This is a genomic window from Brevundimonas sp. FV1ye4L (assembly GCF_058681255.1).
On the sequence record NZ_CM178734.1, the window covers coordinates 1,767,493 to 1,792,511 of the forward strand.

A 25,019-nucleotide genomic window follows, 5' to 3' on the forward strand; every position below is an offset into this window, starting at 1 on the left:
GGCAACTCGACATTGAGCAGCGGTAAGAAGTTCGGATGGAAGAAGCAGCTCAATCAAAGAGGTCGGTTCGGGCGCGCGCCGATGCGATCAAACCGTTTCGATGCAAGAACCTCATCGCTGTGATCGAAAATCCGACCGACGTGAAAAACATCGGCACAGTGATCCGAAACGTAAACGCCTTAGGCGTTGAGAAGGTCTATGTGGTCGATAGTCGAGGTTCCTTGCCGGATGACTGGCAAGAATTACGCGATGCCAAAGCTGTGTCAAAGACCTCCGTATCGGCGGTAAAATGGACGTTTGTGAAACGGTTCGACAGCACGGATGCCTGTTTCGACTACCTTGAATCCAAGAATTTCACGTCAATCGTCACGTCCCCTCACGTCAAAGGAAAAACGTCCATATACTTGAATGAAGGCGACTACACGGTTCACCACAAACTCGCTGTTTGGTTTGGAAGCGAGGCCGTAGGAATCAGCGACCGAGCGGTCGAACGGAGCGAAATGTGCGTCAGCATTCCGATGTTCGGCATGATCGAAAGCCTTAACCTCGGCACCAGTTCAGGAATTGTCCTTTACGAGGTCGCCAAGCAAAGACGCGAATATCAAAGCAAATATAGGTGGCGCGATCAGAGGGGAGAGCGCCCGATCCCTTTGCCGACAGTCATGCTTCCGAGCGACTAGAGACGCATCCGTCGTTGATCATCTGAACGGACTGCCGACCTAAGTCCGCCCCATCGACAAAAACGCGCGGCCGGCGGCGAAGTCGCCGGTCTCGAAGCTCGAACGGGCCACGCTGCCGTCGCGGAACAGGAATTCGACGACGAATATCTCGCGCGGATCCAGGGCCGAGACGGCGTCCGCCGCCGCAGCGGGGAACAGCCAGACCTGCCCAGCCTTGCGTCCCTCGACCAGCAGGCCGGCGTCAGCCGCCTCAACCCCCGCCGCCCAGATCGAGCGACGCTGCGAAACCGGCGGAAGTTCGCGCGCCAGCCAGGGCCGGGTCGCCACATTGGCGTCGCGCAGGATGATCCGCACTGCGGTCGGGCGCGACCGCCCCTGCCAGGACACCACCGCCGCCATCTGATCCGGGCGGTCCATCCTGCCGATCACGCCGAACCGCACGGGCGACACGCCGGTCCGCGCGCCCTGCATCAACCGCCAGGTCGGCCGGGCATAGGCCGCGCGATCCGCGCTCCAACCCGCCCGCTCGCCGGGGAAATTCATCCGCGTCACACGCGACCAGCCGGCGAAGGCGTCGCGCACCCGGCTGCTGACCGTCTTCAGATCGGCGGAATCGCACCGCGTCGTCGCCGCTCGCGTCCGGGCGCGCTGCGCCGTCTCGGCCAGATCGGGGGCATTGCCCCCCGCGCGCAGCGCCGCGCCACGCGCCTGCCAGGTGGCGGCGGTCAGGGCGGCGGTCAGTTGCGGCTGGAACAGACCACACCGCGCATTGGCCGCCAGCACGAAACTGCGCTCGTAATAGCGATCGACCGGCGCCGCCCCCGCCAGACTCGGGGCCGCGATCAGCGCAGCGGCGATCAGGGCTTGGGTTCGCCGGGGGGAAAGGCCTATCCTCATCTCCGGACCTTGGCACGTCCCGCCTTTGGGTTTGGTTTCCGTACAGGGTTAGCGAATTGCTTCTATCCAGCGACCTGTGGGTCAGCGCCCTGATCCGCCGGGCGGAGATAGAGGGCGCCTATGCGACCGTGGTCAAGAAGGGCGACGACCGCGCCGGCTCGGTCATCGTCAAGGCCTACGACACCTCCACCCGCACGGCCAAACTCTACACCGAGGCCTTCGGGACCGACGGAGAACGCCTGTGGATCCAGCCCTTATCCAGCGACAGCGAGTCCGAACTGGACGCCTACATCGCCCGCCAGCGCGGCTACGACCCCGACCTCTGGGTCGTCGAAATCGAAGACCGCCAGGGCCGGCATTTCATTACGGAGAAGGTGCAGGGGTAAAAGAGTGACCCCCTAAGGAATGGTCCCGACTTGTTCGCCGCCGACGCCGGGCGCAGCCAAGGGGGCAAGACCGAAAAACAGGCCCTAAGGGCGGGAGATTGGCGTTGAAGACTTGGCTCCTGTCGGCGCTGGCGGCGGTCGCCGCCCTCCTCGCCCTGACCATCGGCTACGAGACGGGATTGTTCAGCTCCGGCAATCTCCACCGCCTCGACGCCGAAGCCTTCCGATCCGCCCAACCGACTCCGGAACGTCTGGCGTCCATCCAGGCGACCTATGGCATTCGCAGCGTCATCAACCTCAGGGGCGAGAACACCGGCGCCGCCTGGTACGATAACGAAATGGCCGCCAGCCGCCGCCTCGGCCTGGTGCACATCGACTACCGGATGAGCGCCAAGGACCGGTTCGACACGAAGCGGGCGGCCGAACTGATCGCCGTCATGCGGGCGGCGCCCAAGCCCGTGCTGATCCACTGCAACGGCGGCGCCGACCGCAGCGGCCTCGCCTCAGCCCTCTATCTCGCCGCCATCGCCCATCAGGGACACTTCCGTTCCGAGTTGCAGCTGTCCCCGCTCTACGGCCACATCCCCCTGCCCTTCCTGCGAGCCTTCCCGATGACCTCGTCCTTCGAAGGCCTGGAACACTGGCTGGGCCTGTCGGACGACTGACGCCCGCCCTATGCCTTCTTCGCGTCGAACGCCGCCCGCGCCGTCTCGATCCGGTCGATGTTCGTCTCCGCCCAGGTCCACACCCCGCAGAAGGCCTCGGCCAGGGTGAAGCCCAGGTCGGTCAGTCGATATTCGACCTTGGGCGGGATGACCGGATGGACCGTGCGCACCACCAGGCCGTCGCGCTCCATCTGGCGCAGGGTCTGGGTCAGCATCTTTTGACTGATCCCTCCGACCAGTTCGCCCACGCGCGTGAACCGCGTCTCGCCGTGTTCGGCCAGGACCTCCAGGATCAGCATGGTCCACTTGTCGGCCACCCGGCCGATCACCTCGTTGACCAGGGCCTCGACGCGTGGATCGGCGACCTCGCCGGTCTCGGGGTGTGAAATTCTCGCGGGCGGAACAGCCGTCATATCCATTTCTTTCCTTGTGGTAAGTATGGCGGTTTCCAGTGCCTACTTTCCAATAGAGAGCGACCGACATACCTGAGCTTCCGCACTGACGCACCCCCTGAGGAGAGCTCCATGAACATCAGCGGAAACACCATCCTGATCACCGGCGGCGGCACCGGCATCGGCCGCGCCCTGGCCGAGGCCCTGCACGCCCGCGGCAATCAGATCATCATCACCGGTCGTCGCGAAGACGTGCTGAAGGACGTCGCCGGCGCCAACCCCGGCATGGCCTGGGCCACTCTGGACGTCGCCGACCCCGCCGCCGTCGCCGCCTTCGGCGAACAGATCGTCAAGGACCACCCGACCCTGAACGCCGTCATCCTGAACGCCGGGATCATGAAGCCCGAAGACCTGAAGGCCCGCCCCTTCGACTTCGCGACCGTCGAGGCGACCATCGCCACCAATCTGCTCGGTCCGATCCGCCTGACAGCGGCCCTGCTGCCCCATCTGCAGGCCCAGCCCGCCGCGACGATCATGACCGTCACCTCCGGCCTGGCCTTCATCCCCCTGGCGGCGACCCCGACCTACAACGCTGCCAAGGCGGCCATCCACTCCTGGACCGAGTCCCTGCGCCATCAGCTGCGGGACACCGCCGTCGAGGTGCTGGAGCTGGCCCCGCCCGCCGTCGCCACCGACCTGATGCCGGGCCATGCCGAGAACCCCGCCTCCATGCCCCTGGCCGACTATACGGCCGAGGTGATCGGCCTGATCGAGAGCGGCAACACCCCGCGCGGCGAAATCCTGGTCGAACGGGTCAAGCCCCTGCGCTTCGCCGAGGCGAACGGCTACGAAGCCGTGTTCGAGATGCTCAACGGCTGACGCATTCTCCCTCTCCCTCCCCCTGCGGGGGAGGGGGGCGGAGGCGGAGCCGAAGCCGGGTGGGAAGGGCCGGGCGACGCATCACAGCTTGCAAAAACAGGTGCGCCCGCGCCCTGCCGCCCCCACCCCGTCGCTGACGCGACGCCCCTCCCCCGCAGGGGGAGGGAAAGTTCAGCTCACCGCCCCACCGTAATCTCCATCGGCCGTGACATGAACAGCCGCACCCCGCCCAGGTCCAGCGCCAGCCGCCGGTCCTCGAACGCCCCCATGCCGATCAGCGCCTTGGGAAAGCCCGGCACAGGCACGTCGTCATAGATGGCCACCTCCGCATTCCGATACAGCTCGTCGCCGAACGTCAGTGTACGGACCGTCACCGCCTCGGCCCGCACCACCCCGCCCAGCACCAGGCTCTGCCCCGGCCGCCGTTCGCGTCCGTCCAGCAGGCCCGCGGCCTGAGCCGTCTCGCGCGTCACCGCCAGAACGGCCGAGGCGCCGGTGTCGATCACCGCCTCCACCGTCGCCCCCTCGACCGTGATCCCCGCCTGCAGAGCCTTGCCGGCCTGCGTCACCGCGACCGGCGCCATGTCCGGCGTCGGCGTCCAGGCCTCGCGCGCCACAAACCGCATCCGCCGTCGCCCCGTATCCAGTTCCAGCACCAGTTCGCGCAACACGTCCTGCCCGAGGATCAGCGGCGCCTCCAGACCCTGCTCCCCGGCCAGCGGCCCCAGTTCCAGGATCGCCGCCCGCAACCCGTCCAGCCTCAGCCCCCCGACCGCCACGTCCAGCGCCGTCCCCCGGCCCATCTGCGGTTCGCCCCCGACGCCATAAGCCACCATCGGAATGCTGAAGACGTCGGTCAGGCCCAGCCTCTGCACCAACGACCGGTCGATCACCGAATACTGCGCCCCCGAATCCACCAGGGCCCGCACGCCCACGCCATTGACTGTCACCGCCACCGTCGGGGTCGGCGCCCGCCGCTCGGCATAGTCCAGCCAGCCGGACGAGCCTTCCGCCGCGAACCCCACGGACGGCCCCTTCCACAGCACATTGTCGCGCAGCCACCAGGCCCCGCCCACCCCGCCGGCGACCAGGCCCAGCCGGATCAGAAGATCGCGTCGTCTCATCCCTCAGACATGGACTGTCCGGCGCTCAGGCGCCAGCGGGGACGATGGTCGCAGGGGGTAGGCACGAACCAGACCCGCATGAATTTGTCGCACAAGCCCCCCCCACCCGTCGCCGCGCCGACAATTTCCTCCCCCGAACGACCAGAAACCGGGTGACGCCGCCGCTCCGGCTGGTTACGACCAGACCATTATGAGCACCTCCAGCGCCCGTTACGTCTCCACCCGCGGCCAAGCCCCCGAGACCGATTTCACCGACGCCCTGCTGCGCGGCATCGCCCCCGACGGCGGCCTCTATATGCCGACCGCCTGGCCCACGCTGTCGCCCTCGGCCTGGGACGCGACCGCCGACTACAAGTCCATCGCCCTGCAAGCCGTCGCCCCCTTCATCGGCGACGCCCTGCCCGCCGGCGCGCTCGACCGCGCCCTGGACCGCCTGACCGCCGGCTTCGCCCACCCCGCCGTCACCCCCCTGGTGGAGCTTGAGCCCGGCCTGTTTGTGCTGGAACTGTTCCACGGCCCCACCGCCGCCTTCAAGGACCTGGCGATGCAGCTGGTCGCCGCCCTGACGGACGAGGCCTTGGCCGCCTCGGGCGAGCGCCTGACCATCCTCACCGCCACCTCGGGCGACACCGGCGCCGCCGCCGTCCGCGCCTTCGCCGGCGCCAAGTCGGTCGATCTGGTCGTCCTCCACCCGCTGGACCGCGTCTCACCGGTTCAGCGCAAGCAGATGACGACGGTCCAGGCGGACAATGTGCTGAACCTGGCCGTGCGCGGCGACTTCGACGACTGCCAGCGTCTGGTGAAGGGACTGCTGGCCGAGGAGTCGCTGCGCGAACGCGGCCGCCTGTCCTCGGTCAATTCGATCAACTGGGCGCGGCTGGCGGGCCAGATCCCCTATTATGTCTCGGCCACGGCCCAGCTGGGCGGCCCGGCGACCTTCGTCGTCCCCACCGGCAATTTCGGCGACGCCTTCGCCGGCATCGCCGCCACGAAAATGGGCCTGCCGTCGAACGGCTTCGTCGCGGCGGTGAACCAGAACGACGCCCTCGCCCGCGCCATCAACGACGGCGTCTATTCGCGCCGTCCGGCGGTGGAAAGCGGCAGCGTCTCCATGGACGTCCAGGCCCCTTCCAACTTCGAACGCCTGGTCTATGAGGCCACCAGCCGCGACGGCGACCGCACCCGCGCCGTGTTCGAAACCTTCGCCCGCGACGGCGCTGTCGCCTTCGATCCGGATCTGCTGACCGCCCTGCGCGCCGCCGTCTCGGCCGTCTCCATCGACGAGTCCGAAACCCGCGCCGAGATCGCCCACGCCTTTGAGGCCTGGGGCCGCGTCGTCTGCCCCCACACGGCTGTTGCGCTGGCCCCCGCCCGCCGCCTCGACCGCTCGACCGGCCCGGTCGTCGCCCTGTCCACCGCCCACCCGTCCAAGTTCGGCGCCTTCGTCTCCGCCGTCCTCGGCTTCGAACCCGAACCCGCGCCGGTCATCGCCGCGCTGGGCGACCAGGCGGAACGGATGACGGTCATCGACGGCACGATGGACGCAGCCCTGGCGGCGATCCGCTAATTCTCCCTCCCCTTCATGGGGAGGGGCGGCGAAGCCGGGGTGGGGCCGTCAGAACAACTCGCTCGCGCCCTAACGGGCCCCACCCTGATCGCTGCGCGATCGTCCCTCCCCATGAAGGGGAGGGAGATTACCTACCGCCGACGCGTCAGCATCCCGACCAGCATCAGGCCGACGCCCGCCACCGACAGGGTTGTCACCAGCGGCCGCTTACGCGCCTCGCCCGCTACGGCCCGCGCCTTGTCGCGATAATCGACCGGGGCCTTCTCAACCAGCCGATCCACCGCGTCCATCGCCTTGCCGAAGGTATCCAGCGACCGGCCCTTGGCGTCCTCGAACGCCCCTTCGACCTGCAGCTTCTGGTCGCCGACCAGCTTGCCGAAACCCTTTTTCGTCTTACCGGTCGCCTGATACGCGGCGCCCTCGATCCGTTCGTCGGTCATGTCTCTCATCCTCGGGGAGCACGGCCCTCATGGCCGCGTGACCAAGAAAAATCCCGGAACCCGCTTCCGTTCCAGCGACAAGGCGGCGCAGGCGCGGCTGTTCGGCTTTTCGATCCGACAGCCGGTTCCCGCCAGCCTTCGCAATGCGCTCGGGGCAAAATCCAGTTGCCCCGACGACTGCGGGGCAGCCTTCATTTGCAACGGGAATTCCCCATGTATCACCTCAAAGACAAAGTCGCCGTCGTGACGGGCGCCAGTTCGGGCATAGGTCACGCCGCCGCCCGACTGTTCGCCACGCTCGGCGCCAAGCTCGTGGTCTCCGGCCGTCGTGACGCCGAACTCGCCGACCTGGTCACGATGATCGAGGCCGAAGGCGGCGAAGCGGTCTCGGTCGTCGGCGACGTCCGTGACGAATCGACGGCCGTCGCCATGGTCCAGACGGCAAAGAACCGGTTCGGCGGCCTGGACATCGCCTTCAACAACGCGGGGATCCTCTCCGAGATGGCGCCGACACCGGACCTGTCCGTCCCCGGCTGGCGCGACGCTCTCGACGTCAACCTGACCGGCGCCTTTCTGTGCGCCAAGCATCAGATTCCCGCCATGCAGGCGCGCGGCGGCGGGTCGATCATCTTCACCTCGACCTTCGTCGGCCACACCGTCGGATTTCCGGGCATGGCGGCCTATGCCGCCTCCAAGGCCGGACTGATCGGTCTGACCCAGGTCGTCGCAACCGAATTCGGTGCGCAGAAGATCCGCGCCAACGCCCTTGTTTGTGGCGGCGCAGACACCCCGATGGGCCGCAGCGTTGCCGACACACCCGCAGCCCTCGACTTCATATCTGGGCTCTACGCCCTCAAACGGATCGCCCAACCCGATGAAATCGCCCGCGCGGCCGCCTTCCTCGCCTCCGACGCCTCCAGCTTCATGACCGGAACGGCGACCTTGGTGGACGGCGGCGTGTCGATTTGCCGGACCTGACCGGGCCCGTGTTGATCGCCTCTCCCCGTCAAGGGGAGGGGCTGCGCCCGCAGCCGCCCCGGCGAACTTGCACTCTTTTGCACGTTGCACCGTCTTTTCCGCCCGGTGCAATTTCACCGCCACGCGAAACACTAGACGAAAATAGACTCCATTTTTTTGAGTCTAATCACGCCGTCTCCAGCGCCCGCCAGTGGTCCATGCGACGCAGGAAGACCGCCGGGTCCTTGGGCGTGACCAGTTTGGACGGGTCGTGGAAGATGCGGTCGTGCAGGCGGGTGACGGTGAACCTCAGGGCCGCCGCCTCGCCCAGTCGCGGCAGGGCCGCGCGCTCGGCCTCGCTCAGCGGCCGCACCGCCTCATAGCCGCGCTGGAAGGCGGCCAGGGCCTCGGGCATCGGCCGGCCCTCGGCGTCGAAGCCCCAGGCCGACAGGGCGACGGCCAAGTCATAGACCAGCGGCCCGGTGCAGCCGAAGTAGAAGTCGATCACGGCGGAAACCGCCCCCTCCTCGAACAGGATATTGTCGGGGAAATAGTCGGCATGGATCGCCCCGACCGGAAGATCGTCCGCAAACGGATCACCCAGCCGCGCCAGCGCCGCCTCAACCTGGTCCAGCAGCACCCGATCCTCGCCCGAGGCCCCCGCAGCGCACCGATCCGCCAACCGCCGCCACATGGCCGGCCCGACCGGGTTGTCGCGCCGCCCGGCGAACCCGGACGCCGTCTGGTGCAGCCGCGCCAGCACCGCCCCCGCCGCCGCCTGATCAGCTTCTGACGGGGTCCGCAGCCAGGCGCCGGTCTTCCACTCGATCACCGCCGCCGCCCGGCCGTTCAGCCGTCCCAGCCAGCCGCCCGACCGGTCCTCGATCGGCGTCGGGCAGGGAAAGCCGCGCCCCGCCAGATGGGCCGTCAGCCCCAGGCAGAAGGGCAGCGACGCCTCGTCCGTCCGCGCCTCGAACAGGGTCAGGACGAACCGCCGCCGGGCCGAGCCGGCCTGGGTCTCCAGCCGGTAGTTGGTGTTCTCCACCCCCTCGGCGATGGCGGTCAGCTCGACCGCCTCGCCCAGGTCGTAGCCGGCCAGGAACCGCCTGGCCTCGTCGAACGATACGGGGGTGAAGACGGCCATGGCCTAGTTCAGGCCCGCGTCGGCGCGGCGCGCGCGCACGATCTCGGCTAGGTCGGCCATGATGCTCTCGGTCGTGGCCCAGCGGCCGGCGCCCCGGCCCCGGCAGCGCCACACCCGCCCGTCGGCGCCGTAAACCTTCAGGGCGTTGCCCTCGCCGCGCAGGCCGGAGAACAGCGGGTCGCCGTGCTCGGCCGTCAGCTTGACCGAGGGCGCGATGACCCCGTCCTTCAGATGGGCGGCGCCGATCTGGCGCACCCCGCCGTCGGCCGATGTGGCCTCGGTCAGGTGGTCGCGCGGGACCTCGCCGTCGGGCGAACGACCGAAGGCCTCGTGGCACAGCAGCCGCACCTTGGCGGCGGCGTCCAGGCCCTCCAGATCCGCCGACGGATCCTCCTCGGCAAAGCCCGCCGCCCGGGCGTCGGCCAGGGCCTCGGCGAAGGCCGCCCCGTCGCCCAGCCGCTCCAGCATGAAGTTGACCGTGCCGTTCAGCACCGCCTCGAACCCGACCACCTCGCCGGCGGCGCGGGCCGCCCGCACCGTCTCGATCATCGGCGCGCCGCCCCCGACCGAAGCCGACCAGAAGATCCGCCGGCCATGGGCCTTGGCCAGGTCCTGCAAGCCGCCGGGATCGCGGCTGACCGCCTGCTTATTGGCGCTGGCCACGTCGCAGCCGGCCTCCAGGGCGGCGCGGATGACCGCATGGCCCGCCTCGCCTTCCGACAGGGCCTCCAGCACGATATCCGGCTTCTTGGCCCAGAGGACGGCCGGGTCGGCGGTGAACAGGGACTGGGGACAGGCGACGTCGCGAACCTTCTTCGGATCGCGCACCAGCACCCCGACCACGTCATAGCGCGGGTCGCTGAGCAGCCGGGCCAGAACCCCGCCGCCCACCACGCCGCAGCCGGCGACCGCCACCTTCAGCGGCGGCAGGGCCGGGGCCGGCCCGGGCGGGGCTGACTTCTTGCCGATGACCGTGCCGTCGGCCCGGTCCAGGGCCGCGACCTCGATCTCCACGCCCCGGCTCTCGCCCAGGTCGATGGCGTCGTGCTGCACCAGGGCGCCGCCCAGTTTGCGCGCCACGTCCCAGGATGCGCGGCGATAGCGCAGGGCCGGCGCGGTCCGGTCGTTCGGATCATGGTCGTACAGGCCGTCGACGTCCTTCACCAGCCGCACCTTCTTCAGGCCCAACTCGGCCGCCAGGAAGACCGCCGTCAGGTCCGATCCGCCCCGGCCCAGCAGGGCGATCCGCCCGTCCGGCCGCACGGCGCCGAAGCCGGGCACCACCACCACCTCGTGCCGGTCCAGCGCCTGTTTCAGATGATCGGGCCGCAGGCCGCAGGGGCGCGAATGCTCCGGCTCCCCCTCGGCGACGATGCCCAGCTCCCGCACCGACAGGGCGCAGGCCTCCAGGCCGATCCGGTCGCAGGCGATGGCCACCAGGGCCGCCGACTTCTCCTCGCCGAGCGCCACATAGCCGGGCAGCAGGTCGTTGGAATGGGCCAGGCCCAGCGCCCGCGCCTCGCCCAGCATCTGGTCCGTCGCCCCGCCGAAGGCCGAGACCACCGCCACCACCTTCCGCCCCGCCCGCACATGGCCATAGACGGCCGAGGCGACCAGCGGCGCCTCCGCCGGGCTGCGCAGGATCGACGACCCGAACTTCAGCACCACCACTTCGGTAGCAGGCTGACTGCTGGGATCGAGGCTCTCGGATTTCTCTACGACGGCGAGTGAGGCGGACATTGGGGTTTCTCGGGAATGTTCGGAGGGGGTGGGGTGAATAGAAAAACCCCGCCAGGCGGACCGGGCGGGGTTCGGGTTCTGCGGTTGCCGGGGTTCGGCGCGCTAAACTCGTCCCGCCCGTGAGGGCATGGTGGTGGTGGTGCCGGTGGTGCCGCCAATAATCGAGCCGCCGAGGGTCATGCCGAGACGCGTCGCGGCGAGGCCGGCGGCGGTCGAAACTTCGGCGATGATCAGGCGCTGTTGCACAGGGCTGGTCCGGTTCAAATCTGAGCCTAGGGTGCTTGGATCACCCCCGCAGTGTCAAGCCGCATTGGATGATTTTTTCACGACAACGCACTTTTGGTCCGTTTCAGGCCCATTCGAACCACCCCGGCCGCCCCATAGGGTCGAATTTTTCTCTTGACCGGCGCCCTGGGTTTGATCAACGTAAGATCACTCATCAAGACCGGCTGAGGGATTAGGCCCTTTGACGCCGGGGCAACCATCGGGTTCCGCCCGAAACGGTGCCAACTCCTGCGGGGTCCTTCGGGCCGCGAGAGATGAGTGGAGCATCGACGAGGCGACGCTCCACGATCTGTCACCGCATCGAGCCTTGCTGAGGCGAGAACGATGCGGACGACGATTGATGACCCTGGCTGAAACATCCCTGCTTGAAGAGCCCTTCTGTCGGCCCCAGCCGGCCTCGACGCCCGTGCGAGAGCGCGGCGGCGCCCGCGACGTCATCGTCCCCATCCCCGCCGACTTCCGCCTGGCCTCGGGCGAGCGGCTGAACCAGCCCAACATCATCGGCCGCATCCACGGCCGCGCCGGCGCCCCGGTCGTGGTAGTCGCCGGCGGCATCTCGGCCGGCCGCTTCGTCCACCGCACCGAGACCAACGGCCTGGGCTGGTGGTCGGGCGCCGTTTCCGTGCGCGGCCCCATAGACCTGTCGCGCCTTCAGGTCCTGGCCGTCGATTTCGCGCCGGGTCAGGAGTTTCAGGACACCCCCGTCACCATCACCACCCACGACCAGGCTCGCCTGCTGGCCCTGGTGCTGAACTACCTGAAGGTCGAGCGGGTCGCCGCCTTCGTCGGCTGTTCCTACGGCGGCATGGTCGGCTTGGCCTTCGCCGAACTGTATCCCGACTGGGCCGAGCAGCTGATCGTCGTCTCGGCCGCCCACCGCGCCCATCCGCAAGCCACCGCCTGGCGCGGCATCCAGCGCCGTATCCTCCAGTTCGCCGTCGCCGCCGGCCGCCCCGAGGAAGGCGTCGCCCTGGCCCGCGAGCTGGCCATGACCACCTATCGCACGGCCGAAGAGTTCAACGACCGGTTCGAAACGACGGCGCCCGAGGCCGTCGGCGGCGCCTATCCCGTCTGCGACTATCTGACGGCGCGGGGCCAGGCCTACCGCACCCACACCACTCCGGCCCGCTGGCTGTCGATGTCCGACTCGCTGGACCGCCACAGCGTGACGCCCGAGGCCATAACCACCCCCGTCACCCTGATCGGCTTCACCTCCGACCGGCTGGTGCCGATCGACGACATCCGCGAACTGGCCGCGCGGTTGCCGACCCTGTGGCGCTTCGTCGAAGCGCCCTCCCTGTATGGCCACGACGCCTTTCTGAAGGAGGACGCCTTCGTCGGCGACATCCTCCGCGCTGCTTTCAAGGACATTAAAGCATGACCCGTATCGCCAACCCGCACACGATCGCCGCCCGCACGGGCGTGGATTCGGACACGGCGCATGGCGCGGTCATGCCGCCGCTCTATCTGTCGTCCAACTATTCCTTCGCCGGCTTCGAGCAGAAGCGGAAGTACGACTACAGCCGCTCGGGCAATCCGACCCGCGACGTCCTGGCCGAAACCCTGGCCGAGTTGGAAGGCGGCGCCGGCTGCGTCATCACCGCCACCGGCATGGCCGCCGTCGATCTGCCCCTGGCCCTGCTGGAGCCGGGCGACCTGCTGATCGCGCCGCACGACTGCTACGGCGGCACCTGCCGCCTGCTGAACGCCCGCGCCAAGAAGGGCCATTTCGAGCTGCTGCTGGTTGACCAGGGCGATCCCCAAGCCCTTGAAGCCGCCCTGGCGCGGAAGCCGAAGCTGGTTCTGGTCGAAACACCGTCCAACCCCCTGCTGCGCCTGGTCGACGTCGCCGACATCTGCACCCGCGCCCATGCGGCCGGCGCCAAGGTCGTCTGCGACAACACCTTCCTGTCGCCGGCGCTTCAGAACCCGATCAAGCTGGGCGCCGACTTCGTCGTCCACTCGACCACCAAGTTCATCAACGGCCATTCCGACGTGGTCGGCGGCGCCGTCGTCTCGGCCGACGCCGAAGATCATCAGACCCTGGCCTGGTGGGCCAACTGCACCGGCGTGACCGGCTCTCCGTTCGACGCCTATCTGACCCTGCGCGGCGTCCGCACCCTGTTCGCCCGGATCGAGCGGCAGCAGGCCACGGCCGGCAAGATCGCCGAAAAGCTGGCCGCCCACCCGGCGGTCAAGGTGGTCCACTATCCCGGCCTGAAGTCGCACCCCAACCACGCCCTGGTCGCCACGCAACAGGCCGGACCCGGCGCCATGCTCAGCTTTGAGCTGGAAGGCGGAACCGACGCCGTCCGCGCCCTGGTCGAAACGCTGGAGATCTTCACCCTGGCCGAGTCCCTGGGCGGGGTCGAAAGCCTGATCGCCCACCCCGCCACCATGACCCACGCCGCCATGACCCCGGACCAGCGCGCTACCGCCGGCATCGGCGACGGCCTGGTCCGGCTCTCGGTCGGGCTGGAGCATGTCGAGGACCTGATCGCCGACCTGTTCCCGGCTCTGGACGCCGTCGTCCCGGCGAAGGCGGAAGCGGCGTAAGTTTTTGCTTGCAGGAGGGACCGATCCGGGGCAAATGCGCCGCCCCGGCCGCGGTCCCTTCGTCTATCGGTTAGGACGTCAGGTTTTCAACCTGAAAAGAGGGGTTCGACTCCCCTAGGGACTGCCACCGGCGCCGATGATCGGCTGGATGAAGAGGCGTGTTGAGCAAGCGCTCCGCCTCCGGATTAAGATTTCAGTAAGTATTTTGTTTGGATTGGGACGCCAAACCCTTCGATTCACGGACTTTTTTTGGACGCACTCAGGAACTATCCACAGACGCTGTGGTTAACTAGCCGTTACTCGGCGCAGAAGCGCCTCTCCCTCCTGAACCGAGACATCATGTTTATCGCCATCGCCCGTCCGGCGGTGGAGCCCCAAGGCCCCGACGCCGTCGCCGTCCCCGGCTCTCCCGCCATCGTCGAACTGTCGCCCCGCGCCCTGCACGCGCGCCTTCTGGAAAACGCCGCCCTCAGGCGGATGCGCGGCTTGGAGCGCCGTCGCGAGCTTCGGCTGGACGACGCCGAATACTGGCTGCACGCCGCCCCGATGGCGGTGCAGAAGGCCAGCGCGCTGCGCGAGCATACGAGCTTCGCGCCCCTGCCCTAAGGGCCTAACGCAGTTCCGGCGTCCGTCGGCGCAGCGACGCCTTCAGCTTGGCCAGCCTTTGGCCCGCCGACTTCGGCCGGACCCGCTTTCGATGCTCGAAGCCGCCGCCCCAACGGTCGTGGACGGCGGTTGCGAGGTGGGAGTGCCGATCATGCTGGTGGACGATAGGGCTGACCGTCCCGTCCGGATTGACCACGCGGCCTTCCTCGAAGGCCAGATCGTCCCCCGACGTGAGGCCCAGGGTCGCCACCCGGCCGTAGTTGGGCTGAGTCGCCGCCGCTGTCAGTCCCTGGTGGATCGCCATGTTGAAGGCGGCCTGGTCGGCGCCGAAGGCCCCGCCGATTTCTGACCTGGGCGTCGCCGCGAGTGACAGAATAAGCCGTGACAGACGCGCGACCTCGGCTCGCGGTCCGACGATCGTCCCAACGCACAGGCAAGGTTGGTCAGCCAGTTGTTCCGCTTGAGCCTCGCCGAACAGGGCGCGCAGATATTTCATGTTGAAGGCGTGTTCGGCCAAAGGCGCCTCGGCCTCGATGAAGGCTTCAAGCCGGGCCGGAGCGGGTGCGAACGGCGCGTCCTGGAAGATCACATCGCGCACGTCGCAGGCCAAGGCCGCGCCTGGCCGGTCGCCCAGCAGACCCGCGAAGGCGACGAACCTCTGCATCACCGGATGGGGCGCCCAGCCGCGCCAGACCGGCGCATCGACGGCGGTCACGTCATTCTGGGCCAGAAAGGCGCGCAGCTCTGGGTCGGCATCCACCACCAAAGCGACAGAACCGTCAAAAACGGCCCGCAGCGACAGCACGAAGGGTGCAATATCGGCCGCATCATAGCCGGTGGCGTAGCCGACCACCGCGTCCCCGTCGGGCAAGGGCGCGGTCCGTCGTCCGACCTCCAGCGCCTGGGCCAGCCAGTCCAGATAGTTCGACCGGACCGCCCCCTGTTTCATGGTGTCAGCGCGTGCCCATCAGATCGGCGAACCGGTCGAACAGATACAGGCTGTCGGCCGGGCCCGGCGAGGCCTCGGGGTGGTGCTGGACGCTGAAGATCGGCTTGTCCTTGACGGCGATGCCGCAGTTGGTGCCGTCGAACAGGCTGACGTGGGTCTCGGTCACGGCGTCGGGCAGGCTGTCGCGATCGACGGTGAAGCCGTGGTTCATCGACACGATCTCGACCTTGCCGGTGGTCAGATCCTTGACCGGATGGTTGGCGCCATGGTGGCCCTGTTCCATCTTCACCGTCTTGGCGCCCAGGGCCAGGGCCAGCATCTGATGGCCCAGGCAGATGCCCATCAGGGGCTTGCCGCTGGCGACCAGTTTCTGAATCTCGGGCACCGCGTATTCGCCGGTCGCGGCCGGATCGCCCGGCCCGTTCGACAGTACGACGCCGTCGGGATTGCGGGCCAGAACCTCTTCCGCCGTCGTCGTCGCCGGCACCACGGTGATGCGTGCGCCGGTCGAGGCGAGGGCGCGCAGGATGTTGCGCTTCACCCCATAGTCGATGACGACCACGTCCTTGCGACCTTGCGTCTTCGGGTGGCCTTCCGGCCATTCCCACAGGCCTTCGTCCCATTCAAACGCTTGCAGCGTTGAGGCGGGCTTGGCAAGGTCCAGGCCGACCAGGCCGGTCCAGGCCTTGGCCTGCGCCACTAGGGCGTCGAGGTCGAACTCGCCGTTCGGGTCATGGGCGATGACCGCGTGCGGCGCGCCGTTGTCGCGGATGATCTTGGTCAGGGCGCGGGTGTCCACGCCGGCCAGACCGACAACGCCGCGCCGCTTCATCCAGTCGTCGAAGCTGGCGTCTGACCGATAATTGGCCGGATCGGTCGGCACGTCACGGAAGATGGCGCCTCGCGCCGAAGTGTCCGAACCGCCGCCCATCTGCTCGATGTCTTCGACATTGGTGCCGGTGTTGCCGACGTGCGGGAAGGTGAAGGCCAGGATCTGGCTCATGTAGGACGGGTCGGTCAGGATTTCCTGATAGCCGGTCATGGCGGTGTTGAAGACAACCTCGCCCAGAGCCGAGCCGACAGCGCCGACGCCGATCCCTTGCAGGATCGTGCCATCGGCGAGCGCGAGGACGCCCGTAGCGCCCGGAAGAATCTTGGTCGTCATGGGCGCGCTCCTACACACGAATCCCGCCCATATGGAGGCGGAAGACAAACGGCGGGGTCGTTAAGCCCTGCCGTGCGCCGGGTCAACGACCATCCGCATTCTAAGCCGGGCCGATCAAGCGGAACTGGGCCGTCGAACCGCCCTGGGCATGGGGCGCCAGCCACAGATCGAACAGACCCGGCTCGATCCGATAGGTGTTGTCCTCGCCGATGAAGCCCAACTGGCGGGCGTTCAGGGTGAAACGCACAGTCTCGCTCTGGCCCGGCCGCAGCGTCACCCGCTTGAAGTCCTTCAGCAACCGACCCGGCTGGGTCAGGCTGGCTACCCGGTCGTGGATATAGAGCTGCACCAGTTCCTCGGCGACATGGGCGCCCTGGTTGGTGACGGTCACGGCCACGTCCAGCGTCCCGGCCCAGGCCAGTTGATCGCTCGCCATCTCGACAGGACTATAGGCCACGTCGCCATAGGTCAGGCCATAGCCGAACGGATACAGGGCCGTATTCGTCGTCTCGCGATAGCGGGCCTTGTACTCCTCGACCTCCAGCGCGGGGTTGGCCGGACGCCCCGTGTTCTTGTGGTCGTAGGAATAGGGCTGCTGGCCCGACTTATGCGGGAAGCTGACCGGCAGACGCGCCGAGGGGCCGTGATCGCCGAAGATGACGTCGGCGACGGCGTTGCCCATCTGCTCGCCCAGGAACCAGGTGACGACGATGGCCTGGGCGTTCTTGACATTGCCTTCCAGAGCCAGGGCTCGGCCGTTGCGCAGCAGGATGACCATGGGCTTGCCGGTGGCGGCCATGGCATCGACCAAGGCCTGTTGCGGGGCCGGAACGACGATCTCGGTGCGCGACTGGGCCTCGCCCGACATCTTCTGGCTCTCGCCGATGGCCAGGACGATGACGTCAGCGTTTGCGGCGGCGCGAACGGCCTCTTCGATACCGCCGGCCAGCGGGGTCTCAATGCCCGAGCCGCGCGCGACGGTCAGGCCCTGAGGATCGCTCATGGCCGCACGGAAACCGGCCTCCAGCGAGACGCGACGCTCAGGCGCGCCCCAGATGGTCCACGGTCCCCAGACATTGTCCACGTCATCGGCGAACGGGCCGATCAGGGCGATCTTCTGGCTCTTGTTCAGCGGCAGAAGCTGGTTGTCGTTCTTCAGCAGAACTACCGATTTGCGGCCCGCCTCACGCGACAGTTCGATGTGTTCACGCGAACCGACCACGGCCTTCTCTCGCACCGGGTCCGTGCCCCGATACGGGTCATCGAACAGGCCCAGGGCCGCCTTGGTGGTCAGAAGACGACGCACCGCCTCGTCCAGCCGGGCCATCGACACTTCGCCGCTCGCCACCAGGCTAGGCAGGTGCTCGAGGTAGAGACCCGACACCATCGAGACATCGACCCCGGCGTTGAAGGCGATGCGAGCGGCGTCACGGCCGTCCTCGGCGAAGCCGTGGGCGACCAGTTCCTGTTCGGAGGTGTAGTCGGAGACGACGAAGCCTTCGAAGCCCCATTCGCCGCGCAGGATGTCGGTCAGCAGTTTGCGGCTGCCCGAAGCAGGCACGCCGTTCACATCGTTGAAGGCGCTCATGATCGACAGGGCGCCGGCATCCACCGAGGCCTTGAACGGCGGCAGATAGACCCCGCGCAGCGTCTGTTCGCTCATGTCGGTGGTGTTGTACTCGACCCCGCCTATGGCGCCCGAATAGGCGGCCATGTGTTTGGCGGTGGCCAGAACGGCGTCGCGGTCGTCCAGTCCCTTGTCGCCCTGGAAGCCGCGCACCCGGGCGGCGGCCAGCAGGTTGTTCAGCAGCACGTCCTCGCCGGCGCCTTCGACATTGCGGCCCCAGCGCTGATCGCGGGCCACGTCCACCATGGGGGCGTAGGTCTGGTGCACGGCGGACGCCGCCGTCTCGACCGCCGCCGCACGCGCGGTGCGTCGCGCAAGTTCGGTGTCGAAGGCCGCCGCCTCGGCCAGCGGCACGGGGAAGATGGTGGACAAGCCGTGGATCACGTCCGCCGCGAACAGCAGCGGAATCTTCAGACGCGACTCCTCGACCGCAACCTGCTGGATACGGCGGCCGGTCTCAGCGCCGATGCCGTTGAACAGGGAGCCCACCTTGCCCTCGCGGATCATGGCGGTGACGCGCGCGGGATCGCCCGTGCCGTCCAGCGGGTTGACCGCGGTGGGCATCCAGCGGAACGGATCGGCCAACAGGTTCAGTTGTCCCGCTTTCTCCTCGACCGTCATCGCCGCGATCAGATCCTCGATCCTCTGGCGGTGACGTTGAACGGTGCGCGAGATTTCAGCGGAAACAGGCATAGGGAAGACTCCGGCGCCCATCAGGGCGAGAAGCCCCAGGCCAGACAAGAAGTTTCGACGGGAAGCCGAAGGCTTTATAGGTCGCGTCTTAATGGGGCGCTCCTTCGGAAAGTTCAGGCGGGGAAGACCGGACTGCGAGGTTCGTGGCCTAACCTCTGGCGACGGGCGCCGTCCAGACCCGCGCCGGATGTAAATGATGTAACTGCCCCTTGGGCGAGCGCGAGAAGCGGCTCAACCCAGGGCTATATCCAGGAACATCATGCCCACCAGGCCGATCATCAGCCCGATCATCGAGCTGTCGCCCTTGGACTGTTCGCGGGTCTGCGGAATGATCTCGGCGGTCACCACATAGATCATAGCCCCGGCCGCCAGACCCAGCCCCCAGGGCAGGGCGCCGGGCAGCATCCCGACGACGCCGGCCCCGATCAGCCCCCCGATCGGTTCGACAAGACCCGAGGCCAGCGCGCCCAGAAAAGCGGGCCCGCGACCATAGCCCAACGACGCCATGGCGGCCGAGACCGCCAAGCCTTCGGGCATGTTCTGGATACCGATGCCCAGGGCCGTGGCCAGCCCCTGGTGCATGTCGCCGCCGCCGAAGCTGACGCCTACAGCGGCGCCTTCGGGGAAGTTGTGCAGGGTGATGGCGATGATGAACAACCAGATGCGCCGCGTCAGATGTTTCGACTGGGCCGGGCCGATGGCCAGCATGTCCACCGGCGCAAACCGGTTCATCAGACCGATGGCCGTGGCCCCGATCAGCACCGCCGCCGCCATTGTTCCCGCCGCCCAGGCCTGGGACGCGCCGCCGGCCTGAAGCACGTCCACGCCGGGAATAATCAGCGAAAAGAACGAGGCCGCCAGCATGACCCCCGCGGCGAACCCCAGAAGCACGCTCTGGGTCTGCTCGCTCGGTCTCTTCAGGAACAGCATGGGCACGGCGCCGACCGCCGTCATCATGCCGGCCGCCAGACTGCCCAGGGCGCCGGCCGCGATCGGGGAAAGGGATTCCATCATTCGCCTGCTGTGGCGGTCGATACGGCAAGAGACAAGCCCGAACAGCCGCGTTAGAGAAACCTTCATGTCCCAGGTCGCCTCCCCCGCCCCGCGCCCAGACTCTGCAACCGACGCCGCTTCCGCCCTGGCGGCGGCGCGCCGGGTCGTGGTCAAGATTGGATCCTCGCTGCTGATCGACGCCGAGACGCGGCGGCCGACGCATGACTGGCTGGCGGCCGTGGCGCGGGATCTGGCGGCCTTGAAGGCGCAGGGACGCGAGGTCATCGTCGTCTCGTCCGGCTCCATCGCCCTGGGGCGGGGCCGTCTGCCGAACCTGGGGACACGGCTGGAGGACAAGCAGGCGGCGGCCTCGGTCGGTCAGTCCCTGCTGATGGCCGCCTGGTCCGAGGCCCTGGCGCCCCACGACTTGGTCGTGGGCCAGGTGCTGCTCACCCGCGACGACACGGAACGCCGCCGTCGCTGGTTGAACGGTCGCGCCACCGTCGAGGCCCTGCTGGGCCACGGCGTCATCCCCATCGTCAATGAGAACGACACCGTGGCGACGGAAGAAATCCGCTATGGCGACAACGACCGGCTGGCGGCGCGGACGGCCCAGTTGGCGCGGGCCGATCTGTTGATCCTGCTGTCGGATGTGGACGGCCTGTACACCGCCGATCCGCGCCGTGATCCGGGCGCCGCCCACCTGCCGCTGATCGAGAGCCTCAGCCCCGACATCATGGCCATGGGCGGCGGCGCCAACGCCCAGGCCGGGGTCGGGACCGGCGGCATGGCGACCAAGCTGGCGGCGGCCCAGATCGCCCGTTCGGCGGGCTGCGCCACCATCATCGCCTCGGGCCAGACGCTGTCGCCCTTGGCGGCCATAGCGGACGGCGCGCGCGCCACCCTGATCACCGCCCCTGACGGACCCATGGCCGCCTACAAGCAGTGGATCGCAGGCAGCCTCTCGCCGGCCGGCGCCCTGACGCTGGACCCCGGCGCCGTCACAGCGTTAAGGGCGGGAAAAAGCCTGCTGCCCGCCGGGGTGACAGCCGTCGCCGGCGATTTCGAAAAAGGCGACTGCGTGCGCTTGATCGACGCCGACGGCGGCGCGGTTGGCGTTGGCTTGGCCGCCTATGCCGCCGACGAGGCCGCCCGAATCCGGGGCCGCCGCAGCGATGAAATCGAGGCGACGCTCGGCTATCGCGGCCCCTCTGTTCTGATCCACCGCGACGACATGGTTCTGGACGACCGATGACCGATCTTGAGACCCGAATGTTAGACTTGGGCCAGCGCGCCCGCACCGCCGCTGCGGCCCTGCGTGAAGCGCCGGCCGCCGCCCGCACCCGCGCGCTGGAGATCCTGTCCGAAAAGCTGACGGTCGCCGAAGCCGACATCCTGGCCGCCAACGCCCGCGATGTGGACGCCGCCCGCGCCAACGGCATGACTGAGGCCCTGATTGACCGGCTGTCGCTGACGCCTGCGCGCGTCGCCGGCATGGCGCAAGCGGTCGCGACCATCGCCGCCGTGCCCGATCCCCTGGGCGTCGAGACCGAACGCTGGACCCCCGCCAACGGTCTGGACATCGCCCGCGTCCGCACCCCCATCGGGGTGCTGGGCGTGATCTATGAGAGCCGCCCCAACGTCACCGCCGACGCCGCCGCCCTGTGTATCCGTTCGGGCAATGCGGCCATCCTGCGCTGCGGATCGGACTGTCTCCAGTCGTCCCTGGCCATCGCCGGCCTGATCGGCAAAGCCTTGGCCCAGGCCGGTCTGCCCGCCGATGCGGTGCAACTGGTCGATACGCCGGATCGTGAGGCCGTGGGCCTTATGCTGGGCGGGCTGGACGGCGCCATCGACGTCATCATTCCGCGCGGCGGCAAGAGCTTGGTGGCCCGTGTCCAGGCCGAGGCCAAGACGGCGGTGCTCAGCCATCTAGAGGGGCTGAACCACACCTATCTGCATGAGGACGCTGATCTGGACGACGCCCGCGCCATCGTACTGAACGCCAAGATGCGGCGAGTGTCCGTCTGCGGCGCGACCGAGACCTTGCTGGTGGATCGCGCGGGCGCCGAACGCCTGTTGCCCTTGGTCGCCGCCGACCTGATCGCCGCCGGATGCGAACTGCGCGGCGACGCCGAGGCCGTCGCCATGGTTCCCCAGATGACGCCGGCCGTCGAGGCCGACTGGACCACGGAATATCTGGCGCCGATTTTGGCGGTGCGGATCGTCGATGACCTGGAGGCGGCGACAGCGCACATCGCCCGTTATGGCTCAGGCCATACCGAGGCCATCGTCACCACCGACGCCCAGGCCGCCGAACGCTTCGCCGCCAAGGTCGATAGCGCCATCGTCCTGATCAACGCCTCGACCCAGTTCGCCGACGGCGGCGAGTTCGGCTTCGGCGGCGAGATCGGCATCTCCACCGCCCGCCTGCACGCGCGCGGCCCCGTGGGGGCGGAACAGCTGACCACCTACAAATACGTCGTGCGCGGCCAGGGCCAGACGCGGCCGTAAAATAAGGAGCCGGAGGCGTTTCCGCCTCCGGCTCCTCTTCATTTATCTCATTCGGACCTCAAGCAGCGCGAAGCGCGATAGGTCCCAGCAAGGAAGCTTATGCTCTGCCCTCGGGCAGAGCATAAGCGATCACATAGTCGCCCTTTGGCGTTTCCATGAAGTGGTGGCCGCCCGCCATGATGACGAGATACTGACGGCCGTTCTGCTCATAGATCATCGGGTTGGCCTGACCGCCGGCCGGAAGCACGTCCGACCAGACCGTCTCACCGGTCTCGATGTCGATGGCGCGGATCAGGTCGTCGGTCGCTGCGGCGATGAAGATCAGGCCGCCGGCCGTGACCACCGATCCGCCGTTGTTCGGCGTGCCGATCTCCAACGGCAGGTGCGAGGGAATGCCCCACGGTCCGTTCTTGCGCGCGGTGCCGAACGGACGGTCCCACAGCGTCTTGCCGCTGCGCATATCGACGGCGGTAATACCGCCGTACGGAGGCTCCTTGCACAGCAGCCCCGTCCATTTCACGCGCCAGCCGGCGTTGACGTCGATGGCGTAAGGCACGCCAATCTGCGGATCGCCCGCCCCTTCGCCCTTGGACAGGCTGCCGCCGCGCACGGTCGCCTCCTCTTGCTGGGCGATGTAGCGAGGATCGTCGCGCGGGAACCAGCCCTTCTCGTTCGCCTCTTCCCGCGGCACCAGACGGTTGTAGTTGGGCATGTCGTTGTAGTTGGCGATGATCACGCCCCGCACCGGATCAACCGCCACGCTGCCCCAGTCCGAACCGCCGTTGTAGCCCGGATAGTTGATGTAGTGGTTAGTCGAAGGCGGGGTGTAGTAGCCCTGGTAGTCGGCCTTCTTGAAGTTGATGCGGCACAACATCTGGTCGATGGGGGACATGCCCCACATGTCGCGTTCCGTCAGGTTCGGCTTGCGCAGAGTGGCGAAGAGAGAGAAGGGCTGGGTGGGCGCGCGCTGGCCCTGTTCGGCGCCGCCCGTGGTCGGGACCGGCCGTTCCTCCACCCCGTGCAGCAGTTGGCCCGTGGCGCGGTTGAAGACGTACATGTCGCCCTGTTTGGTCGGCAACAGCAGCGCCGGCACGACCCCACCGGCCGAGGGGAAATCGATCAGCGTCGCCTGCGACCCCAGGTCGAAGTCCCAGACATCCTTGTGCACCGTCTGGAAATGCCAACGCGGCTTGCCCGTCGTCACATCCAGCGCCACCAGGGCGGTGGAATATTCGTTCTCCTGCGGTCGGCGTGAACTGGACCAGTAGTCCGCCGATGAATTCCCCATGGGCAGATAGACCAGGCCCAAGGCTTCGTCGCCGGTCGCCGTTGTCCACATATTGGGCGTGCCGGGCGTATAGGTCTCGCCCTCCGGCGGCAGGCCGTCGCGGTCAGGACGCATCATGTCCCAAGCGAAGCTGAGCTCCCCCGTCTCGACATCAAAGCCTTGGATGACGCCAGAGGCGTTCCAGCGCTTCTGACCGTCCAGCACCTGGTGGCCGGTGACGATCACGCCGCGAACAACCACGGGCGGCGAGGTGATCGACACCATGCCGGGATAGGGATCGCCCATGCCCCGCTTGATATCTACCGCTCCATTCTGACCGAAGGCGGGACAGGGGCGGCCGGTGCGTGCATCCACGGCGATGATGCGGCCGTCCAGGGTGCCTTCGATGATCTTGGTCGCGCAGGGTTGGGCCGGATCGGCGTCGGCGCGCACGTGGTAGGTCACGCCCCGGCAGGCGGCCGTATAAGGGATGTTCTCGTCGGCGACCTGAGGATCATACGCCCATTTCTGCTGGCCGGTGGCGGCGTCCAGCGCAAACAGCTTGTTGCGAGCGGAGCAGAGATAGACGGTGTCGCCGATCTTCAGCGGCGTGGTCTCGGCGCCCCAGCGTTCTTCCGGCAGATCGCCGGTTCGGAAGGTCCAGGCCCGTTCCAGCCGACCCACATTGTCCTTGTTGATCTGGGTCAGCGGCGAATAGCGCTGCGCGCTGTCCGTTCCGCCCCAGGCAGGCCAATCCGCCCCGGCCTTCAGCAGGGCCGGATCATTATAGGCGCCGCGCGCGCCCGGCAGCGGATTTTCGACCTGCGCCCGGTTGGCCTGGGCGACCGCCACGCCGAACACGACCGTCAGAACCGCCAATCCGAGAGCACCGCCGCCTGCCAATTTGCCGCCGCCGCGCCGCTTCAACACGGGCAGGGTCGCGAGGACCAGGAACATCAGCACCAGCGGGCCGACCAGACGCGGCACCTGGGCCCAGCCGTCTAGCCCCTTTTCCCACAGCGCCCAGACCAGGGTGAAGACAAAGGCCGCGCCATAGACCCAGGCGCCCTTGATGTCGCGGAACGCCAGCAGCGCGCCTGACGCGATCAGCATCAGGCCGACCACCACGTAGTACCAGGAGCCCCCCAGACTCACGAGTTGAACGCCACCGGCCGCCAGCACGGCTCCGATCACAGCAATCAAAAGGCCCAGAAGCAGCGTAAGCCATCCTCCCAGACCTGTTGGCGTCGTCCATCGTGGCATCGGAGCCCCCGTTTTAACTTTGGATGAAGTTCAGCCAACGAGCCGCAGATCAGGCGGTTCCAGTTTCCACCTTCTCCGAGGCTTCAAACCGTTCCACCAACAGCCGCCGAGTCACACGTTTTTACCCAAAAGCCTTCCGCAAACGGATGTTCTTTGCGAATTTTCCAGCTGAGAACCGCTCACAGCAATAATATTTGCCTCAACTGTGCCGATTGCGGCATATGCCCGTC

The 25,019-nt window shown here is 67.8% G+C and carries 23 protein-coding genes, 1 tRNA gene and 1 riboswitch; of the genes, 12 read left to right on the forward strand and 12 right to left on the reverse strand.

Features of this window, described 5'->3' with window-relative positions; all coding sequences use genetic code 11:
* Positions 1-35 precede the first annotated feature (35 nt).
* Positions 36-680, forward strand: coding sequence for a TrmH family RNA methyltransferase (locus ACW17X_RS08565; protein ID WP_492096758.1), 645 nt, complete (start codon positions 36-38; stop codon positions 678-680).
* A gap of 39 nt (positions 681-719) precedes the next feature.
* Here ACW17X_RS08565 and ACW17X_RS08570 read toward each other — a convergent pair whose 3' ends face one another.
* On the reverse strand, positions 720-1,577 hold the full coding sequence (locus ACW17X_RS08570) for a hypothetical protein (protein WP_492096759.1): 858 nt from the start codon (positions 1,575-1,577) through the stop codon (positions 720-722).
* A 56-nt stretch (positions 1,578-1,633) separates the two neighbouring features.
* On the opposite strand from ACW17X_RS08570, the gene ACW17X_RS08575 reads away from it, so the two are divergent.
* Together ACW17X_RS08575 and ACW17X_RS08580 are read left to right on the forward strand one after the other, a co-directional pair.
* On the forward strand, positions 1,634-1,963 hold the full coding sequence (locus tag ACW17X_RS08575; protein WP_492096760.1) for a DUF1491 family protein: 330 nt from the start codon (positions 1,634-1,636) through the stop codon (positions 1,961-1,963).
* A 104-nt stretch (positions 1,964-2,067) separates the two neighbouring features.
* Positions 2,068-2,628, forward strand: coding sequence for a phosphatase domain-containing protein (locus tag ACW17X_RS08580; RefSeq protein WP_492096761.1), 561 nt, complete (start codon positions 2,068-2,070; stop codon positions 2,626-2,628).
* An 8-nt stretch (positions 2,629-2,636) separates the two neighbouring features.
* Here the strand turns inward: ACW17X_RS08580 and ACW17X_RS08585 are convergent, their stop codons facing one another.
* Positions 2,637-3,041 (reverse strand): winged helix-turn-helix transcriptional regulator, encoded by a 405-nt coding sequence (locus tag ACW17X_RS08585; protein ID WP_492096762.1) that lies wholly within the window; start codon positions 3,039-3,041, stop codon positions 2,637-2,639.
* A gap of 111 nt (positions 3,042-3,152) precedes the next feature.
* Here ACW17X_RS08585 and ACW17X_RS08590 point away from each other — a divergent pair, with 111 nt between their 5' ends.
* Complete coding sequence (locus tag ACW17X_RS08590) at positions 3,153-3,899, forward strand: SDR family oxidoreductase (protein ID WP_492096763.1); 747 nt, start codon at positions 3,153-3,155, stop codon at positions 3,897-3,899.
* Between the two features lie 176 nt (positions 3,900-4,075).
* On the opposite strand, the gene ACW17X_RS08595 is transcribed toward ACW17X_RS08590, so the two are convergent.
* A complete protein-coding gene (locus ACW17X_RS08595; protein ID WP_492096764.1) occupies positions 4,076-5,023 on the reverse strand; it encodes an aspartyl protease family protein in 948 nt (315 codons plus the stop codon).
* Positions 5,024-5,213: 190 nt separating this feature from the next.
* Between ACW17X_RS08595 and thrC the strand changes: the two genes are divergently transcribed.
* A complete protein-coding gene (thrC, locus tag ACW17X_RS08600; protein ID WP_492096765.1) occupies positions 5,214-6,590 on the forward strand; it encodes a threonine synthase in 1,377 nt (458 codons plus the stop codon).
* A 131-nt stretch (positions 6,591-6,721) separates the two neighbouring features.
* Here the strand turns inward: thrC and ACW17X_RS08605 are convergent, their stop codons facing one another.
* Complete coding sequence (locus tag ACW17X_RS08605) at positions 6,722-7,030, reverse strand: CsbD family protein (protein ID WP_183196147.1); 309 nt, start codon at positions 7,028-7,030, stop codon at positions 6,722-6,724.
* A 213-nt stretch (positions 7,031-7,243) separates the two neighbouring features.
* Between ACW17X_RS08605 and ACW17X_RS08610 the strand changes: the two genes are divergently transcribed.
* Positions 7,244-8,008 (forward strand): SDR family oxidoreductase, encoded by a 765-nt coding sequence (locus tag ACW17X_RS08610; RefSeq protein ID WP_492096766.1) that lies wholly within the window; start codon positions 7,244-7,246, stop codon positions 8,006-8,008.
* 166 nt (positions 8,009-8,174) lie between these two features.
* On the opposite strand, the gene thrB is transcribed toward ACW17X_RS08610, so the two are convergent.
* The 3 genes from thrB to ACW17X_RS08625 form a co-directional block, all read right to left on the reverse strand.
* Positions 8,175-9,131 (reverse strand): homoserine kinase, encoded by a 957-nt coding sequence (gene thrB, locus ACW17X_RS08615; RefSeq protein ID WP_492096767.1) that lies wholly within the window; start codon positions 9,129-9,131, stop codon positions 8,175-8,177.
* Positions 9,132-9,134: 3 nt separating this feature from the next.
* Entirely contained in the window at positions 9,135-10,871 is a 1,737-nt protein-coding gene (locus tag ACW17X_RS08620) for an amino acid kinase family protein (RefSeq protein WP_492096768.1), read from the reverse strand.
* Positions 10,872-10,973: 102 nt separating this feature from the next.
* A complete protein-coding gene (locus ACW17X_RS08625; protein ID WP_492087922.1) occupies positions 10,974-11,135 on the reverse strand; it encodes a hypothetical protein in 162 nt (53 codons plus the stop codon).
* A gap of 169 nt (positions 11,136-11,304) precedes the next feature.
* Positions 11,305-11,417, forward strand: a riboswitch (SAM riboswitch).
* 79 nt (positions 11,418-11,496) lie between these two features.
* On the opposite strand from ACW17X_RS08625, the gene metX reads away from it, so the two are divergent.
* From metX to ACW17X_RS08645, 4 genes are all read left to right on the forward strand, one after another.
* Positions 11,497-12,537 (forward strand): homoserine O-succinyltransferase MetX, encoded by a 1,041-nt coding sequence (metX, locus tag ACW17X_RS08630; protein ID WP_492096769.1) that lies wholly within the window; start codon positions 11,497-11,499, stop codon positions 12,535-12,537.
* Entirely contained in the window at positions 12,534-13,712 is a 1,179-nt protein-coding gene (metB, locus tag ACW17X_RS08635; RefSeq protein WP_492096770.1) for a cystathionine gamma-synthase, read from the forward strand. Before metX ends, metB begins: the two co-directional genes overlap by 4 nt.
* Positions 13,713-13,764: 52 nt before the next feature.
* Positions 13,765-13,839, forward strand: a tRNA-Glu gene (locus ACW17X_RS08640).
* Positions 13,840-14,051: 212 nt separating this feature from the next.
* Positions 14,052-14,318: a hypothetical protein gene (locus ACW17X_RS08645; protein ID WP_492096771.1), complete on the forward strand. Its 267-nt coding sequence runs from the start codon at positions 14,052-14,054 to the stop codon at positions 14,316-14,318.
* A gap of 4 nt (positions 14,319-14,322) precedes the next feature.
* On the opposite strand, the gene ACW17X_RS08650 is transcribed toward ACW17X_RS08645, so the two are convergent.
* The 4 genes from ACW17X_RS08650 to ACW17X_RS08665 all read right to left on the reverse strand — a co-directional run bounded on the left by ACW17X_RS08650 (position 14,323) and on the right by ACW17X_RS08665 (position 19,763).
* Complete coding sequence (locus ACW17X_RS08650; RefSeq protein ID WP_492096772.1) at positions 14,323-15,267, reverse strand: hypothetical protein; 945 nt, start codon at positions 15,265-15,267, stop codon at positions 14,323-14,325.
* Positions 15,268-15,271: 4 nt separating this feature from the next.
* On the reverse strand, positions 15,272-16,432 hold the full coding sequence (carA, locus tag ACW17X_RS08655; protein ID WP_492096773.1) for a glutamine-hydrolyzing carbamoyl-phosphate synthase small subunit: 1,161 nt from the start codon (positions 16,430-16,432) through the stop codon (positions 15,272-15,274).
* A gap of 100 nt (positions 16,433-16,532) precedes the next feature.
* Entirely contained in the window at positions 16,533-18,752 is a 2,220-nt protein-coding gene (locus ACW17X_RS08660) for a glycoside hydrolase family 3 N-terminal domain-containing protein (RefSeq protein ID WP_492096774.1), read from the reverse strand.
* Between the two features lie 231 nt (positions 18,753-18,983).
* The gene (locus ACW17X_RS08665; RefSeq protein WP_492096775.1) at positions 18,984-19,763 is read right to left on the reverse strand and encodes a ZIP family metal transporter; all 780 of its coding nucleotides are present in this window, start codon (positions 19,761-19,763) and stop codon (positions 18,984-18,986) included.
* 67 nt (positions 19,764-19,830) lie between these two features.
* Here ACW17X_RS08665 and proB point away from each other — a divergent pair, with 67 nt between their 5' ends.
* Positions 19,831-21,000, forward strand: a complete 1,170-nt coding sequence (gene proB / locus ACW17X_RS08670) for a glutamate 5-kinase (RefSeq protein ID WP_492096776.1) — start codon at positions 19,831-19,833, stop codon at positions 20,998-21,000.
* Positions 20,997-22,259 carry a glutamate-5-semialdehyde dehydrogenase gene (locus ACW17X_RS08675; protein ID WP_492096777.1) on the forward strand — a complete coding sequence of 421 codons (1,263 nt, stop codon included), beginning with the start codon at positions 20,997-20,999 and terminating at the stop codon, positions 22,257-22,259. The genes proB and ACW17X_RS08675 overlap by 4 nt, the downstream gene beginning before the upstream one ends.
* A gap of 97 nt (positions 22,260-22,356) precedes the next feature.
* Here the strand turns inward: ACW17X_RS08675 and ACW17X_RS08680 are convergent, their stop codons facing one another.
* Positions 22,357-24,789, reverse strand: coding sequence for a membrane-bound PQQ-dependent dehydrogenase, glucose/quinate/shikimate family (locus ACW17X_RS08680; protein WP_492096778.1), 2,433 nt, complete (start codon positions 24,787-24,789; stop codon positions 22,357-22,359).
* Between the last annotated feature and the right edge of the window lie 230 nt (positions 24,790-25,019).